We start from the raw sequence: 16360 nt of genomic DNA, 5'->3' as shown, positions 1-16360 counted from the left end.
CGGTGGCCCGGTGGCCCGGTGGCCCGGTGGCCCGGTGGCCCGGTGGCCCGGTGGCCCGGTGGCCCGGTGGCCCGGTGGCCCGGTGACCCGGTGACCCGGTGGCCCGGTGGCCCGGTGGCCCGGTGGCCCGGCGGGCGGGTGGCCTGGTGGTGCGGTGGTTCGGTGGCCCGGCGGGCGGGTGGCCTGGTGGTGCGGTGGTCGGGTGGCCTGGTGGTGCGGTGGAGTGGTGGCCGGGTGGCCCGGTGGCCCGGACCGTGCCCCGCGTCGCGTCCCGTGTCCACCCGGGCCCGCCTCAAGTTCACCCCCGCTCGCCCCCCACGGCGCGGTGAGATGCGGGATCATGGCTGGCATGACCGAGGTGTCCTCGCTCACGGGGCGGTTGCTCGTGGCCACGCCCGCCCTGGCGGATCCGAATTTCGATCGTGCGGTGGTGCTGCTCCTCGACCACGACGAGGAGGGGTCGCTGGGGGTTGTGCTGAACCGGCCCACGCCCGTGGGGGTGGGGGACATCCTGGCGGGGTGGGAGACGCTCGCGGGGGAGCCCGGGGTGGTGTTCCAGGGCGGTCCCGTCTCGCTGGACTCCGCGCTCGGGGTCGCCGTGATCCCGGGCGGCGACGGCGGGGACACGGCACCGCTCGGCTGGCGGCGGGTGCACGGGGCGATCGGCCTGGTGGACCTGGAGACCCCGCCGGAGCTGCTCGCGTCCGCGCTCGGCTCGCTGCGGATCTTCGCCGGGTACGCCGGGTGGGGCCCGGGCCAACTGGAGGACGAAGTGGCCCAGGGCGCCTGGTACGTGGTGGAGTCCGAGCCGGGCGACATCTCCTCCCCGGCGCCCGAGAAGCTGTGGCGCGAGGTGCTGCGCCGACAGCGCAACGAACTGGCGATGGTGGCCACCTATCCGGACGACCCGTCGCTCAACTGAAGCGGCCCGGCTTCAGTACCCTTGGCGGTATGAGCACTCTCGAGCCCGAGCGCGGGACTGGTACGGGAACCCTCGTCGAGCCGACGCCGCAGGTCTCCCACGGCGACGGCGACCATGAGCGCTTCGCGCACTACGTCCAGAAGGACAAGATCATGGCGAGCGCGCTCGACGGCACGCCCGTCGTGGCGCTGTGCGGCAAGGTGTGGGTGCCCGGCCGCGACCCGAAGAAGTACCCCGTCTGCCCCATGTGCAAAGAGATCTACGAATCCATGAGCAACGGCGGCGACGACAAGGGCGGCGACAAGAAGTAAAGAAGTAAGGGCCCCCTCCCGTCCTGACCTCACGAGGCTCCCGGCACGCGCGTGGACGCGTTTCCCGGGAGCCTTCGTGTTTCCCCGGGAACGCGCCTGCGGTGCCGTCCGGCGTGTTTCACGCGTATTACGTGTGAACCCGGTTCACACCCCACCCGCCGTACACCGCCGTTTCACGCCCGCCCCGTGTGAACGCCATTCGCCCCCGCCCCACCGGTTTCGCGCGCACGTTCGCAAGATCGTCGGACCGCGTGTTTCCGCGATTTCCCGACGGGGCGTTCCCCCGCTCCCCGAGTTTTTCGCCGCGCCCCTGGGCACCGTCCCTCCTGTGACGAGAGACAAGGGGTGGACAGAAGTGACGGATGTGATTCCCGCGCCCGTCGCCACGGCGGAGAACGGGCCCGCGGGATTCACCCTCGCGGAAGCCACCGGCATCGCCGCCGGACCAGGCGCGAGCGGCACCGCGCGCTGGCTGAGGTCGACCCTCGGCGCCGCCACCGGCCTCCCCCTGCCCCCGGCAGCCGCGGACCGGTCCGGCACCGTACGGCTCACCGTCGACCCCGCCGTCACCGCCCGCCTCGGCCTGGAGGGCTACCGGCTCACCGTCACCCCCACCACCGCCGACCTGCGCGGCGGCGGTCCCGCCGGGCTGTTCTGGGGCGCCCAGACGCTGCGGCAACTGCTCGGTCCCGACGCCTTCCGCCGCGCCCCGCTCCCCGGGCGCACCTGGCGGCTCCCGCCGGTGCGGATCGAGGACGCCCCCCGCTTCGCCTGGCGCGGACTCCTGCTCGACGTGGCCCGGCACTTCATGCCCAAGGAAGGCGTACTGCGCCTCCTCGATCTGCTCGCCGCGCACAAACTCAACGTGCTGCACCTGCATCTGACGGACGATCAGGGCTGGCGTATCGAGATCCGACGTCATCCGGGGCTCACCGAGACCGGCGCCTGGCGTGCCCGGACCAAATTCGGCCACCGCGCCTCGCCCCTGTGGGAACACAAACCGCACGGCGGTCACTACACCCAGGACGACATCCGGGAGATCGTCTCCTACGCCGCCGAGCGGCATATCACCGTCGTCCCCGAAATCGATCTTCCCGGTCACTCCCAGGCGGCCATCGCCGCGTATCCGGAACTCGGCAACACCGACGCCGTCGACACCGCCGCGCTCACCGTCCGGGACGACTGGGGGATCTCGCCGCACGTCCTCGCGCCCACCGAAGCCGTACTGCGTTTCTACGAGGGCGTGCTGGAAGAGGTGCTGGAACTCTTCCCCTCGCGGATCGTGCACCTCGGGGGCGACGAGTGCCCGGTGGACGAATGGCGGGCGTCGCCCGTCGCGCGGGCGCGGGTCGAGGAGCTGGGGCTCGCCGACGCGGAGGCGCTGCGCTCATGGTTCACCGGGCACTTCGGGGCGTGGCTCGCCGCGCGCGGGCGGGTGCTCGCCGGGTGGGACGAGATCCTGGACGGTCCCGTCCCGGACGGCGCGGTCGTCTCCTGCTGGCGCGGCGTCGCGGCAGGTGCGCAGGCTGTACGGTCCGGGCGCGACGTGGTGATGTGCCCCGAGCAGCACGTCTACCTGGACCACCGCCAGGCGCCCGGCACCGACGAGCCGGTGCCCATCGGCTACGTGCGCACCCTGGAGGACGTCTACCGCTTCGACCCCGTACCGCCCGGTCTCACCCCGGACGAGACGCGCCGCGTCCTCGGCACCCAGGCCAACGTGTGGACCGAGACGATGGAGGACGCCGGACGCGTGGACTACCAGGTCTTCCCGCGCCTCGCCGCGTTCGCGGAGGCTGCGTGGAGCCCGCTGCCGCCGCCCGCCGAACGGGACTTCGCGGACTTCGAGCGCCGTATGACCGCCCACTACCGCCGCCTGGACGCCCTCGGCGTCGCCTACCGTCCGCCCGCCGGACCCCGCCCCTGGCAGCGCCGTCCGGGCGTGCTGGGCAAGCCGTTCCCCGGACCGCCCCCGGCGCCCTCGACCCGACCGCACCCCGCCCCGGCGCCCGGGCTGCCCGCGCCCGCCGCCCCCGCCGACTCGAACGAACTGCCGACGAACACGTAATGGAAAAAGCCCCCGGGACTCGCCGAAGCGGGTCAATCGGACCAGCCGTGCGATGGCGGTGGAAACCGGGTCGTACGGCCGGAGGCGCGGCTCAACACCCCTGGCGGACCCCGGCGTCCGGGGCTTGCGAAGATGTGCCAGAGTTGCCACGTCCGCCCTGTCAGGCCGTACCGTACGGCAGCACAGGCGGGGACCAGGTGGGGCAGCGGGAAGGGGCAGCCGGTTTGACCACGCACGCACCGCAGGCGGCGCAGGTCGTCACGCTGCCCACGACACTGGACGAGGCGGTGGCGGCCCTGACCGCCAACCCGACCGCCGTCCCCGTCGCGGGCGGCACCGATCTGATGCACGCGGTCAACTCCGGCAGGCTCAGGCCCGCCGCGCTCGTCGGCCTCGGCCGGATCAGCGAGATCCGCGGCTGGCAGTACCAGGACGGCCACGCCCTGCTCGGCGCCGGACTCACCCACGCCCGCATGGGCCGCCCCGACTTCGCCGCCCTCATCCCGGCGCTCGCCGCCGCCGCGCGCGCCTCCGGCCCGCCGCACATCCGCAACGCGGGCACCCTCGGCGGCAACATCGCCTCGGCCGCCCCGACCGGCGACGCGCTGCCGGTCCTCGCCGCGCTGGAAGCCACGCTGATCATCGCCGGGCTCGACGGCGCCCGCCGCGAGATCCCGGTCTCGCACCTGCTGGCCGGGGTCGAGATGCTGAACGGCGGCGAAGTCATCGGCTACGTCCGCGTCCCGCTGCTGCACGCCCCCCAGGTCTTCCTCAAGGCGACGGGGCGCACCGGACCCGGCCGTGCCGTCGCCTCCGTGGCGCTTGTGCTCGACCCCGCCCGGCGCGGCGTGCGGTGCGCCGTCGGCGCCATCGCGCCGATGCCGCTGCGCCCGCTGGAGGCGGAGCAGTGGGTCGCGCAGCTCATCGACTGGGACAACGACCGCGCACTGGTCCCCGAGGCGCTTCAGGCGTTCGGGGAGTACGTCGCCGCGGCCTGCATCCCCGACCCGGCTCCCGCGCCGGACGGCACGGTGGCAGCGCTGCCGCCCGCCGTACTGCACCTGCGGCGCACCGTCGCCGCGCTGGCCCGACGAGCACTGGGGAGGGCGCTGTCGTGACCGACGACCAGCACGGAGAGGGCACGTCCCAGGGCGGCGGCCGGTGGAACCCGCTGCCCCAGGGCGAGTACGACGACGGCGCCACCGCCTTCGTCCAGCTCCCCGAGGGCGGCATCGACGCCCTGCTGTCCGGTGACAGCCCGCTGGCCGCGCCGGGCCACGGCTACGTGCCGCCCCGGATCGACCCCGCCCCGCCCGCCGAAGGGCAGGCACCGCCCGCCGCGCCGGGCGGCTGGGGCGCGCCCGCCGACGCCCACCAGTGGCCCGTACCGGGCGAGCAGGGCGGCGGCGACCGCTTCACGTACGACCCGCGGATGACGCCGTATCCGCAGGACGGTCACCCCGGACAGCACGACACGGGTCAGCACCCCGCCGCCGACTACTCGGGTACGGGTCAGTACCCCGGCGCCGACCAGCACGGCATGGCGCGGCACCAGGGACCCGAGCAGCACACCGCGCCCCACCAGCCCGCCGCCGACCAGCACTGGACCGTCGAGGAGCCCCCCGCGCCGGGGCACGACGTCACCGGGCACTGGTCCGTACCTGTTGCGGGCGGTGAGCTGCCGGACGAGTCGGGCGAGTTCACCACCTCCGCGCTGGCGGAGCAGTGGGGGACCGGCGCGCCCCCGACCCTGCCCGGCGGCGCGGCGGCGCCCTGGGCGACCGAGCCCGCGGGCGAGACCTGGGGGCGTCCGCAGGAGCCCGGTGGGCACACCCCGGCGGAGGGCACGCCCCTGCCGGAGGAGGCGTACGCGGGCGGCCCGGACGAGGACGCCTACGGCACCGGGTCCGACACCGCCGAGGAGGCGCCTGAGGGCCCCGCTGACGGTCCGGCAGCACCCGGTACGGCCACGGAGACCGGTCCCGCCCCGGAAGCGGCGGAGTACGCCGACGAGGACGGCGGGGCGGAGCCGGAAGCGGAGTTCGCCCCCGAGGGCGAGACGGACGACCCGGCGGCAGCCCCGGAGCCCGAGCCCGACGCCGAGCCCCTCCCGCCCCACGACGACCACCCCCTCGCCTCCTACGTCCTGCGGGTCAACGGCGCCGACCGCCCCGTGACCGACGCCTGGATCGGCGAGTCCCTGCTGTACGTGCTGCGCGAGCGGCTCGGTCTCGCGGGCGCCAAGGACGGCTGCTCGCAGGGCGAGTGCGGTGCCTGCAACGTCCAGGTGGACGGCCGCCTGGTCGCCTCCTGCCTGGTCCCGGCGGTCACCACGGCGGGCAGCGAGGTCCGTACCGTCGAGGGTCTGGCCACCGACGGACACCCCTCCGACGTGCAGCGCGCGCTCGCCCGCTGCGGCGCCGTGCAGTGCGGTTTCTGCGTGCCCGGCATCGCGATGACCCTGCACGACCTGCTTGAGGGCAACCCCGCCCCCACCGAGCTGGAGACCCGGCAGGCGCTGTGCGGCAACCTGTGCCGCTGCTCGGGCTACCGGGGCGTCCTGGACGCCGTGCAGGACGTCGTCGCCGAGCGCGAGGCGCACGCGGCAGCCGAGGCGGACGCCGGGGCGGACGGCGACACCGCCCGCATCCCGCACCAGGCGCCCCCCGGCGCCGGAGGCGTCAACCCCTCGGCGTTCGAGGCGCCCGGCGCCTTCGACACCCCCGGGGACCAGCACCAGCAGTACCCGCCGCAGGGTCCGTACGCCCCGCACGAGCAGGACCCGTACGTCCAGCAGGACCCGTACTACGGCCAGGACGGAGGCCAGGCGTGAGCAACGAAGCCGCCACCGCGACCCCGGCGGCGGAAGCGGTCCCCGCTCCCGAGCCGCTGCCGCACGGCCTGGGCGCCTCCCTGCCGCACGCCGACGCCCGCGCCAAGACCGAGGGCACCTTCCCCTACGCCGCCGACCTGTGGGCCGAGGGACTGCTGTGGGCGGCCGTGTTGCGCTCCCCGCACGCGCACGCGCGGATCGTGTCCATCGACACCACGCACGCGCGCGAGATGCCCGGCGTCCGCGCCGTCATCACCCACGAGGACGTGCCCGGCACCCCCCGGCACGGCCGGGGCACCCCCGACCGTCCGGTGTTCGCCTCCGAGGTCGTACGCCACCACGGCGAGCCCATCGCCGCCGTCGCCGCCGACCACCCCGACACCGCGCGGATGGCCGCCGCCGCCGTCATCGTCGAGTACGAACTCCTCGACCCGGTCACCGACCCGGAGCAGGCGTTCGAGGCCGAACCCCTGCACCCCGACGGCAACTTGATCCGGCACATCCCGCTGCGCCACGGCGACCCGGAGGCGGCGGGCGAGATCGTGGTCGAGGGGCTGTACCGCATCGGACGCCAGGACCCCGCGCCCATCGGCGCCGAGGCGGGACTCGCCGTGCCGCGTCCCGACGGCGGGGTGGAGCTGTACCTCGCCTCCACCGACCCGCACACCGACCGCAACACGGCCGCCGCCTGCTACGGACTGCCCGCCGACCGCGTGAAGATCGTCGTCACCGGTGTGCCGGGCGCGACCGCCGACCGCGAGGACCAGGGCTTCCAACTCCCGCTCGGTCTCCTGGCGTTGAAGACCGGCTGCCCGGTGAAGCTCGCCGCCAACCGCGAGGAGTCCTTCCTCGGTCACGCCCACCGCCACCCCACCCTGCTGCGCTACCGCCACCACGCGGACGCCGAGGGCAAGCTGGTCAAGGTCGAGGCGCAGATCCTGCTCGACGCGGGTCCCTACGCGGACACCTCGGCGGACGCGCTCGCCGCCGCCGTCTCCTTCGCCTGCGGTCCGTACGTCGTCCCGAACGCCTTCATCGAGGGCTGGGCCGTGCGCACCAACAACCCGCCCTCCGGCCATGTGCGCGGCGAGGGCGCGATGCAGGTGTGCGCCGCCTACGAGGCGCAGATGGACAAGCTGGCCAGGAAACTCGACCTGGACCCGGCCGAGTTGAGGCTGCGCAACGTGCTCGCGACCGGTGACGTGCTGCCCATCGGGCAGACCGTGACCTGCCCGGCGCCGGTGGCCGAACTCCTCCAGGCGGTACAGGAGTTCCCGCTGCCGCCGCTGCCCAAGGACACCCCCGAGGAGGACTGGCTGCTGCCCGGCGGTCCCGAGGGCGCGGGCGAGCCGGGCGCGGTGCGCCGGGGCGTCGGCTACGGACTCGGCATGGTCCACATGCTCGGCGCCGAGGGCGCGGACGAGGTCTCCACGGCCACCGTCAAGGTCCACGACGGCGTCGCGACCGTGCTGTGCGCGGCGGTGGAGTCCGGTCAGGGCTTCACCACGCTGGCCCGGCAGATCGTCCAGGACACCCTGGGTGTGGACGAGGTGCACGTGGCGCCCGTCGACACCGACCAGCCCGAGGCGGGACCCGGCTGCCGGGGACGGCACACCTGGGTCTCCGGCGGCGCGGTGGAGCGCGCGGCCAAGATGGTCCGCACCCAGTTGCTCCAGCCGCTGGCGCACAAGTTCGGCATGTCCACCGAGCTGCTCCAGATCACCGACGGCAAGATCACGTCGTACGACGGCGTGCTCTCGACCACCGTCGCGGAGGCGCTGGAGGGCAAGGAGCTGTGGGCGACCGCCCAGTGCCGCCCGCATCCGACCGAGCCGCTGGACGGCGCCGGACAGGGCGACGCGTTCGTCGGGCTCGCCTTCTGCGCGATCCGCGCGGTGGTGGACGTGGACGTGGAGCTGGGCGCCGTTCGGGTGGTCGAGCTGGCGGTCGCGCAGGACGTGGGACGGGTGCTGAACCCGGCGCAGTTGCGCGCCCGCATCGAGGGCGGGGTCACGCAGGGCGTGGGGATCGCGCTCACCGAGAACCTGCGCACCCCGCGCGGTCTGATCCGGCACCCCGATCTGACCGGGTACGCCCTCCCGACGTCACTGGACGCGCCGGACATCCGTATCGTGAAGCTCGTCGAGGAGCGGGACGTGGTCGCGCCCTTCGGCGCCAAGTCGGTCTCGGCGGTGCCGGTGGTCACCGCCCCGGCCGCCGTCGCCTCCGCCGTCCGCGCGGCCACCGGCCGCCCGGTCAACCGCCTCCCGATCCGGCCTCAAGCAGCAGTGGTGACCTCGCAGTGACAGACGAAGCGGCAGACGAAGCGACAGGCGAGCCCCGATACGAACCCGCCCCGAGCGTGGGCAAGTTGTTCCTGTGGGTGCTGTTGTTCATCGTGGCGGCGGTCGTCGTGGTCCTCGGCGGGATCTACTTCACCTGAGGCGAGGGCGGCGCCCGGTGCCCCGGGGTGCGGGGGTGTCTCGTACGTCACGTCCTTTTCTCACGCCGTGACGCAACGTGCGGCGGGGGCGGGGCGTCTTTACTGACGGGCCGTTGTCAGTGGCGCGGCGTAATGTTCCGGGCGGTGGGTTTCCCGGCCGCGTGCAGCGGGTGAGCCCGGACGCGTCCCGTCTCCAGGGAAGCCGTACGACGACGTACCGACGTACCTATGAAGATCGCGGGGGAAGCGATGAGCACGACCGAGACCGAGGTCACGGCGATCACACTGACCGAGGCCGAGCTGGACCGCTACGTCACCCACGCGCCCACGCGCGGTCTGCTCTCCGGTCCCGGACTGCCCGCGCACACCGGTCTGCTGACCTTCGCCGCGCTCCGCACGCACGGACTGCGCCGCCTGGGCGATGCCGCCGAGGCGGCGGAGGGGCCCTTCCGGCTCGCGGAGGAGCTGCGGGACCGGCTGGTGATAGGCGAACTGCTCGGTCCGGCCGGTCTCGAACAGCAGTCGATCCTGCTCGACGGGGTGACGGGCGAGCTGACGACGGCGTACCTGTACGACCCTGCCCACGCGCACCCCTTCGCCCCCTCCCTCGCCACCCTGCTGCGCTTCGCCGCCGTCACCGAGGAACTGGCGGGTCTGCGCGGCAGGTTCGCGAGCCTGCGCGGGCGGTACGGCACGGAGACGGCGGCCGAGGCGTCCCGCCGACTGCTCGCGCTCTTCGAGGAGGGCACGGACGGCGCGGTCCCCGCCTACTGGAAGGTGGCGGCGTTGATCCGCCCGCTGTCCCTGGTCGCCGCGCCGGGACGCTCCGGCGGTCTCACCCTCGACCTTCCCGGGCGGCTCCTGGAGGAGGAGTTCGGCTCGGGCCGGGTGGTCCGCTTCGAGGAGGTGGACTTCCCCCGCACGCTCACCCACGAGCCGACACGCCGCTTCCTGCGGGAGACGGGGCTGCCGGAGGAGGCGGTGCTGTTCCACGCGGACGCGGACGGCCCGCTGCGCACGCTCACCGAGTACTTCTCGGAGGAGGGCGCCGAGGACTACCCCCTCGACCTCCTCCCCGCCCACGCCGACCACCTGATCCGCCTCGGCCACCTGGTGGAGGACACCAGCCTGGTGCTCGACGGCCGCACCGGCGCCGTCCTCAGCTACTCCGAGCCGGACGGCACCCTCCACCCCCTCAACACCGACACCTCCACCCTCGCCTACACCCTCTGGCTCCTCCACCACGAACGCACGATCGACGACCACCTCTCCCACGAGCTGACGACCTCCGCGTACGACCAACTCGCCCTGACGATGCTCGACACGCTGGCGTCCCTCGACCCCACCGGCACCGACCCGTCGACGGACTGGCACTACTGGACGGAACTGTTCGCGGACGAGGCGGGCGGGGCGCTCTGACGCCCGCGGCTGCTGCAGTCGGTTTCGCGGATCGTGCGGATACGCCAGGATTCGCTACCCTCGCAAGCCCGCGACCAGTGCATTCCCAAATTCGCCACTTGTCACGCCACCCCGTTCGCAAGGCCGATTCGCTACCCAAAGTGGGGCAAGTTGCCGAACTCGTCTTGGTCATGCTTGAGTGCGCCGTCGACTTGCGGTTATCTCGTCTGGTGACGCCGGGTGAAGCGGTCGCCCGGCGCAACGGCTTCCCGTGGATACACGAGGCCCGGCCGCGGGGTGCATCCCGAAGCCGGGCCGGTGTGCGGGAACAGGGTGGGTCCGGCCGGGTATGAAGCGGTCGGGCCCACTCGCCCTGACCAGCCGTCCGGTTCACCCTCTTACGCGTCACATGAAGTGATCAACGCATCCCGCAATGGCAGTGACCGCCGTGAGGAACAAGGCCGCTAACTGCACCCAGTCCGACACCTGGCGGTGCCGTCGGCGCCTTCCCCGTCTCGTCGATCGCACCATCTCGCCGATCTCCCGTCTCTCAGCATCCCCAACGTCGTTGGGACCTGCCGATCCGGCAGGCGTTCCAGGAGAGACACATCGGCCTCTGGCAACCTACCGGCACGCCAGGGGTCCGCACGACCGGACGCCCCTGTTCGCCAGGCTTCGCCAGGGTCAACCCCGGGGACCGCTACCGGGACGGCCGACAGCGGTGCTGTCCGGTCCGGCCGAGACGGAGCCGGGACGGACGAACGAGGGGACGGCAGCCGGGTGGGCTGCCGTCCCCTCGTTCGTCACGTCAAGGCGCCGGAGGCCGTGGCGGGAATCGAACCCGCGTAACTCGCTTTGCAGGCGAGTCCCTGAGCCACTCGGGCACACGGCCGTGTGTTGTGGAATGAACGTAGGTGGGGGTCGGAGGGTGGGGCAAGGGGTGCAATGTGACTGTCATGGGGCGTTCATGAGCGGGGGAGGGATGGTGGGGCTCTGGACAGGGGTCAAAGGGGGGAATGGGACTTACGCTGGCCCGCATGACCGCCGTTGAGCAGCCCGACAGTGTTGTTGTGGATGGAGCCGCCGCCGAGTCCGATGAGGGTGGGGTGCTGGGGCGGGCTTATCGGGCGCTCAGTGTCGGGGTCGTGTCCGTGGTGCTGCTCATTGCTTTTGAGGCGACTGCCGTGGGCACGGCCATGCCCGTTGCCGCGCGGGAGTTGGGCGGGGTGGCGCTGTACGCGTTCGCGTTCTCCGGGTACTTCACGACCAGCCTCACCGGGATGGTGCTCGCCGGGCAGTGGGCGGACCGGCGGGGGCCCCTGGGGGCGCTGAGCGCGGGGATCGGGGCGTTCGCGGGCGGGCTTGTGGTGGCGGGGACCGCGCAGGTGATGTGGGTGTTCATCCTGGGGCGGGCGGTGCAGGGGCTCGGCGGCGGGCTGGTGATCGTCGCGCTGTACGTCGTCGTCGGGCGGGCGTACTCCGAGCGGCTGCGGCCCGCGATCATGGCGGCGTTCGCGGCGGCGTGGGTGGTGCCGTCGGTGGTCGGGCCGCTCGCGTCCGGCGCGGTGACCGAGCATCTCGGGTGGCGGTGGGTGTTCCTCGGCATCCCGGCGCTCGTCGTGCTGCCGCTCGGGCTCGCCCTGCCGCAGATCCGGCGCCTGGCCGGCGGACCGGTCGGGGTCCGGGGCGCCTCCTCGCTCGACCGGCGCCGCATCCGGCTCGCGCTCGCCGTGTCCGTCGGCGCCGGACTGCTCCAGTACGCCGCCCAGGACCTGCGGCCGCTGTCCGTACTGCCCGGACTCGCCGGTGCCGCGCTGCTCGTGCCCGCCACGCTCCGGCTGCTGCCGCGCGGCACCTATCGCGCCGCGCGCGGGCTGCCCGCCGTCGTGCTGCTGCGCGGGGTGTCCGCGGGGTCCTTCATCGCCGCCGAGTCGTTCGTACCGCTGATGCTCGTCACCCAGCGGGGGCTCTCGCCGACCCTCGCCGGGTTCTCGCTCGCCGCGGGCGGGGCGACCTGGGCGCTGGCCTCGTGGGTGCAGTCCCGGCCCGCGACCGCGCCGTACCGGGAGCGGCTGATGACGTTCGGGATGCCGCTGGTCGCGGGTGCGATCGCCGCGGCGCCGAGCGTGCTGGTGCCCGCCGTACCGGTGTGGGTCGTCGCCGTCGCGTGGGGGTTCGGCTGCTTCGGGATGGGGCTCGTGATCAGCTCCACCAGCGTCCTGCTGCTCCGGCTCTCCGCCCCCGAGGAGGCGGGCGCCAACTCCGCCGCGCTCCAGATCTCCGACGCCCTGTCCAACGTCGTCCTGCTCGCGGCGGCGGGCGCGGCGTTCGCCGCGCTGGGCGGGGGCAGCACGGCGGCGCACACCACCGGCTCCCACCCCGCCGCCTTCGCGGTCGTCTTCCTGCCGATGGCGGGGGTGGCGCTGGCGGGGGCGTGGGTGACGACACGGCTGGGTGAGCAGCGGGGCGAGTAGTACCAACGTGACCCCATGCGGTGGTACCGTTTTGGTATGGCTATGAATCTGCGTCTGCGCGACGACCAGACGGAAGCACTGAAGCTGCGAGCCGAAGAAGAGGGTGTCAGCATGCACGCCATACTGCTGAGAGCCGTGGACGACTATCTGGCTCGGACGGCTCACGAGGCACTGGTCCGCAAGGCCGCGAAGGAGCAGACCGTCAAGTGGGCCGAACTCCTGGAGCGGCTCAAGTGACGTACATCTATCTGTCGGCCGAGGATGTCCTGGCCATCGCGGCGCGTGCCGTCGATGACCAGGACATCGTCGTACGCGACCTGGGGCTGCTGGAGTCCGCCGTGCACCGCCCCTCAGCCTCGATGTTCGGACAGGAGGCGTACACCGACCTGTTCGAGAAGGCGGCGGCGCTCCTGCAGTCGCTGGCTATCAATCACCCCTTCATCGACGGTAACAAGCGCACGGCCTGGGTGTCCTGCGTCGTCTTTCTGGCGATGAACGACGTGCAGTTGCGACCGGACATCGACGCGGCCGAGCGGCTCGTCATCGCTGTGGCGACGGGGGATACGGAAGAGGTCAAGGCCATCGCCGAGGCTCTGCGCGACCTGTCGGAGTGACCGATGTGACGTCGGTCCCAACCGGGACGGCGTCCGCCTCGTCCGCCCTCGGGGGGCGGTTGCGCGCCGGTAGGGTGGCCCGGTTGTTCTTCGTAGTCGAGCCGCCCCCAGCCCCCACCCCGGAGACCGTGACTACCACCGCCGCCTCAGCCGCCTCCCACCATCTGTCCCCCGCCTTCCCCGGCCGCGCCCCCTGGGGCACCGCCAGCAAGCTGCGTGCCTGGCAGCAGGGGGCGATGGACAAGTACATCCAGGAGCAGCCGCGTGACTTCCTCGCCGTCGCCACCCCCGGCGCAGGAAAGACGACCTTCGCGCTGACGCTGGCTTCCTGGCTGCTGCACCACCATGTCGTGCAGCAGGTGACCGTCGTCGCGCCGACCGAGCACCTGAAGAAGCAGTGGGCGGAGGCGGCGGCCCGGATAGGGATCAAGCTGGACCCGGAGTACAGCGCGGGTCCCGTCGGCAAGGACTACCACGGCGTCGCCGTGACGTACGCCGGTGTCGGGGTGCGCCCGATGCTGCACCGCAACCGCTCCGAGCAGCGCAAGACGCTCGTGATCCTGGACGAGATCCATCACGCCGGTGACTCCAAGTCCTGGGGCGAGGCGTGCCTGGAGGCGTTCGAGCCCGCGACCCGGCGCCTGGCGCTGACCGGTACGCCGTTCCGCTCGGACACCAACCCGATCCCCTTCGTGACGTACGAGGAGGGCAACGACGGCATCCGGCGCTCCGCCGCCGACTACACCTACGGCTACGGCAACGCGCTCGCGGACCACGTCGTCCGCCCCGTGATCTTCCTCAGCTACAGCGGTCAGATGCGCTGGCGCACCAAGGCGGGCGACGAGATCGCCGCGCGGCTCGGTGAGCCGATGACCAAGGACGCGGTCAGCCAGGCGTGGCGCACCGCGCTCGATCCGCGCGGTGAGTGGATGCCGAGCGTGCTGCGCGCCGCCGACCAGCGGCTCACCGAGGTCCGGAAGGCGATCCCGGACGCGGGCGCGCTCGTCATCGCCTCCGACCAGGACTCCGCCCGCGCCTACGCCAAGCTCATCCGCGAGATCACCGGCACCAAGGCCACGCTGGTCCTCTCGGACGACACCGGCGCCTCGAAGCGGATCGACGACTTCAGCGCGAGCGACGACCGCTGGATGGTCGCGGTCCGCATGGTGTCCGAGGGCGTCGACGTGCCGCGGCTCGCGGTGGGCGTGTACGCGACGACGATCTCGACGCCGCTGTTCTTCGCGCAGGCGGTCGGGCGTTTCGTACGGTCCCGGCGGCGCGGCGAGACCGCGTCCGTGTTCCTGCCGACCGTGCCCGACCTGCTGACCTTCGCCAACGAGATGGAGAAGGAACGGGACCACGCCCTCGACAAGCCCAAGAAGCAGGGCGAGGAGGACCCGTACGCCGAGTCCGAGAAGGAGATGGACGAGGCGAACAAGCAGCAGGACGAGGACACCGGCGAGCAGGAGCAGTTCTCCTTCGAGGCGCTGGAGTCCGAGGCGGTCTTCGACCGGGTGCTGTACGACGGTGCCGAGTTCGGCATGCAGGCGCATCCGGGGAGCGAGGAGGAGCAGGACTACCTGGGCATCCCGGGGCTTCTTGAGCCCGACCAGGTGCAGATGCTGCTCCAGAAGCGGCAGGCACGGCAGATCGCGCACAGCCGCAAGAAGCCGGACGCCGAGGCGGACCTGCTGGAGCTGCCCGCCGAGCGGCGCCCCGTGGTCAGCCACAAGGAGATGATGGAGCTCCGCAAGAAGCTCAACACGATGGTGAGCGCGTATGTGCACCAGAGTGGCAAGCCGCACGGGGTGATCCACACCGAGCTGCGGCGGGTGTGCGGGGGTCCGCCGAGTGCGGAGGCTACGGCGGGACAGCTCAGGCAGCGGATCGAGAAGGTGCAGGAGTGGGCTACGCGGATGAGGTGACGCTCCGCTGGGTTCGACGACGATGTCCCACCCGCCCATCCGTCTCGGTCCGCTGAGAAGCGGGACTCACGGGGCTCCGCCCCGGACCCCGTAGGGCTCCGCCCCGGACCCCGTGAAGGACAACCCCGGGTCCCTCTCCGGCCTACCCATACACGGCCAAAACACCCACCCCGCCCCACTCCCCGCCCGGATTGTGGACGAAGCCTTCCGCTGAGCGAACCCGCTTCGCTACTGTCCCGCTACGCATACGCCCCGTGGCAGCGCCGCCGCGGAGCGCAGCCGTGAAAGCGACAGGGTCCGGAGCCGCCGGGCCGTCCTGCCGATCGGCGCCCTCGCAGCGCGTCGCCGACGGGATCCGCCCGGCGCCGGTCGTCGCTCGCGGGCGCCGACCTCACCGCCGAAGGAGTGGGCGTCGTGACCGCGGAGACCTCCCAGACGCTCGACCGGGGACTGCGCGTCCTCAAGCTGCTGGCCGACACGGACCACGGGCTGACCGTCACCGAGCTGTCCACCCGGCTGGGAGTGAACCGGACGGTGGTGTACCGCCTCCTCGCCACGCTCGAACAGCACGCCCTGGTACGCCGCGACCTCGGCGGACGCGCCCGCGTCGGGCTCGGAGTACTGCGCCTCGGACGCCAGGTGCACCCCCTCGTACGGGAAGCCGCGCTCCCCGCGCTGCGCTCGCTCGCCGAGGACATCGGGGCGACCGCCCACCTCACCCTGGTCGACGGCACCGAGGCGCTCGCCGTCGCCGTGGTCGAGCCCACCTGGACCGACTACCACGTCGCCTACCGCGCGGGCTTCCGCCACTCCCTGGACCGCGGCGCCGCGGGCAGGGCCATCCTCGCCGCCCGCCACTCCCGCGCCGCCCACCCCGGCTACACCCTCACCCACGGCGAACTCGAAGCCGGAGCCAGCGGCGCGGCAGCCCCCCTGGTCGGCGTCACCGGTCTCGAAGGCAGCGTCGGCGTCGTCATGCTCACCGACGCCATCCCCGACCGCGTCGGCCCCCGCGTCCTGGAAGCAGCCCAGGAAATCTCCGAGGCGCTGCGCTGACGCGGGGCGCGCCGCTCGGTTCGACCCGTGCCTTCGGGGGCCCTGTCGCCCGCGCCGCGCGGTCCGGCGCGCGCTGTCCGCGGGTGCGGCTGAGGGATGCCGACTCCGGCTGCCGTGCCCGGTTCAGGCTGCGCCGCGTCATCGACGTGCCCGACTCCGCCTGTTGGCGTGGTGCGTTGCCCCGACAGGTATGCGGCGTGGTTCCGGCGCCCGGCCTGGGTCCGCCCCCGTTCGCGTCACCCGTCGCCAGGCCGCCTGCCCGGCAGGCATGCGGAGCGGTACCGACTCGCGCCCCGGTCCCCGCCCCTCGCGTCGT

At 73.1% G+C, this 16360-nt stretch carries 13 protein-coding genes and 1 tRNA gene; 13 read left to right on the top strand and 1 reads right to left on the bottom strand.

Annotated elements, in window-relative coordinates; translation table 11 throughout:
• Window positions 1-349: 349 nt before the first annotated feature.
• The 8 genes from IF655_RS18175 to IF655_RS18140 all read left to right on the top strand — a co-directional run bounded on the left by IF655_RS18175 (window position 350) and on the right by IF655_RS18140 (window position 9996).
• A complete protein-coding gene (locus IF655_RS18175; RefSeq protein WP_199585873.1) occupies window positions 350-922 on the top strand; it encodes a YqgE/AlgH family protein in 573 nt (190 codons plus the stop codon).
• Window positions 923-951: 29 nt separating this feature from the next.
• Window positions 952-1233: a DUF3039 domain-containing protein gene (locus tag IF655_RS18170; RefSeq protein ID WP_199585859.1), complete on the top strand. Its 282-nt coding sequence runs from the start codon at window positions 952-954 to the stop codon at window positions 1231-1233.
• A gap of 355 nt (window positions 1234-1588) precedes the next feature.
• A complete protein-coding gene (locus tag IF655_RS18165) occupies window positions 1589-3301 on the top strand; it encodes a beta-N-acetylhexosaminidase (protein ID WP_199585858.1) in 1713 nt (570 codons plus the stop codon).
• A 224-nt stretch (window positions 3302-3525) separates the two neighbouring features.
• Window positions 3526-4419 (top strand): xanthine dehydrogenase family protein subunit M, encoded by an 894-nt coding sequence (locus tag IF655_RS18160; protein ID WP_199585857.1) that lies wholly within the window; start codon window positions 3526-3528, stop codon window positions 4417-4419.
• The gene (locus IF655_RS18155; protein WP_199585856.1) at window positions 4416-6134 is read left to right on the top strand and encodes a 2Fe-2S iron-sulfur cluster-binding protein; all 1719 of its coding nucleotides are present in this window, start codon (window positions 4416-4418) and stop codon (window positions 6132-6134) included. The genes IF655_RS18160 and IF655_RS18155 overlap by 4 nt, the downstream gene beginning before the upstream one ends.
• Window positions 6131-8440 (top strand): molybdopterin cofactor-binding domain-containing protein, encoded by a 2310-nt coding sequence (locus IF655_RS18150; RefSeq protein WP_199585855.1) that lies wholly within the window; start codon window positions 6131-6133, stop codon window positions 8438-8440. The genes IF655_RS18155 and IF655_RS18150 overlap by 4 nt, the downstream gene beginning before the upstream one ends.
• Window positions 8437-8577, top strand: coding sequence for a hypothetical protein (locus IF655_RS18145; RefSeq protein WP_199585854.1), 141 nt, complete (start codon window positions 8437-8439; stop codon window positions 8575-8577). The genes IF655_RS18150 and IF655_RS18145 overlap by 4 nt, the downstream gene beginning before the upstream one ends.
• Before the next feature lie 249 nt (window positions 8578-8826).
• On the top strand, window positions 8827-9996 hold the full coding sequence (locus IF655_RS18140) for an SUKH-4 family immunity protein (protein WP_199585853.1): 1170 nt from the start codon (window positions 8827-8829) through the stop codon (window positions 9994-9996).
• Between the two features lie 799 nt (window positions 9997-10795).
• On the opposite strand, the gene IF655_RS18135 is transcribed toward IF655_RS18140, so the two are convergent.
• Window positions 10796-10867, bottom strand: a tRNA-Cys gene (locus tag IF655_RS18135).
• 145 nt (window positions 10868-11012) lie between these two features.
• Between IF655_RS18135 and IF655_RS18130 the strand changes: the two genes are divergently transcribed.
• The 5 genes from IF655_RS18130 to IF655_RS18110 all read left to right on the top strand — a co-directional run bounded on the left by IF655_RS18130 (window position 11013) and on the right by IF655_RS18110 (window position 16044).
• On the top strand, window positions 11013-12449 hold the full coding sequence (locus IF655_RS18130; protein ID WP_199585852.1) for an MFS transporter: 1437 nt from the start codon (window positions 11013-11015) through the stop codon (window positions 12447-12449).
• Between the two features lie 36 nt (window positions 12450-12485).
• Window positions 12486-12686 (top strand): ribbon-helix-helix protein, CopG family, encoded by a 201-nt coding sequence (locus IF655_RS18125; RefSeq protein ID WP_196462387.1) that lies wholly within the window; start codon window positions 12486-12488, stop codon window positions 12684-12686.
• On the top strand, window positions 12683-13063 hold the full coding sequence (locus tag IF655_RS18120; protein WP_199585851.1) for a type II toxin-antitoxin system death-on-curing family toxin: 381 nt from the start codon (window positions 12683-12685) through the stop codon (window positions 13061-13063). Before IF655_RS18125 ends, IF655_RS18120 begins: the two co-directional genes overlap by 4 nt.
• A 128-nt stretch (window positions 13064-13191) precedes the next feature.
• On the top strand, window positions 13192-14988 hold the full coding sequence (locus IF655_RS18115) for a DEAD/DEAH box helicase (RefSeq protein WP_199585850.1): 1797 nt from the start codon (window positions 13192-13194) through the stop codon (window positions 14986-14988).
• Window positions 14989-15402: 414 nt separating this feature from the next.
• Window positions 15403-16044 (top strand): IclR family transcriptional regulator, encoded by a 642-nt coding sequence (locus IF655_RS18110; protein ID WP_199585849.1) that lies wholly within the window; start codon window positions 15403-15405, stop codon window positions 16042-16044.
• The last annotated feature ends 316 nt before the right edge of the window (window positions 16045-16360 follow it).

This window comes from Streptomyces sp. DSM 110735 (assembly GCF_016482685.1).
In the GTDB taxonomy this organism is placed as follows: domain Bacteria; phylum Actinomycetota; class Actinomycetes; order Streptomycetales; family Streptomycetaceae; genus Streptomyces.
The sequence above is the reverse complement of the archived record's forward strand: the minus strand, read 5'-3'. Positions and strand labels throughout refer to the sequence as shown.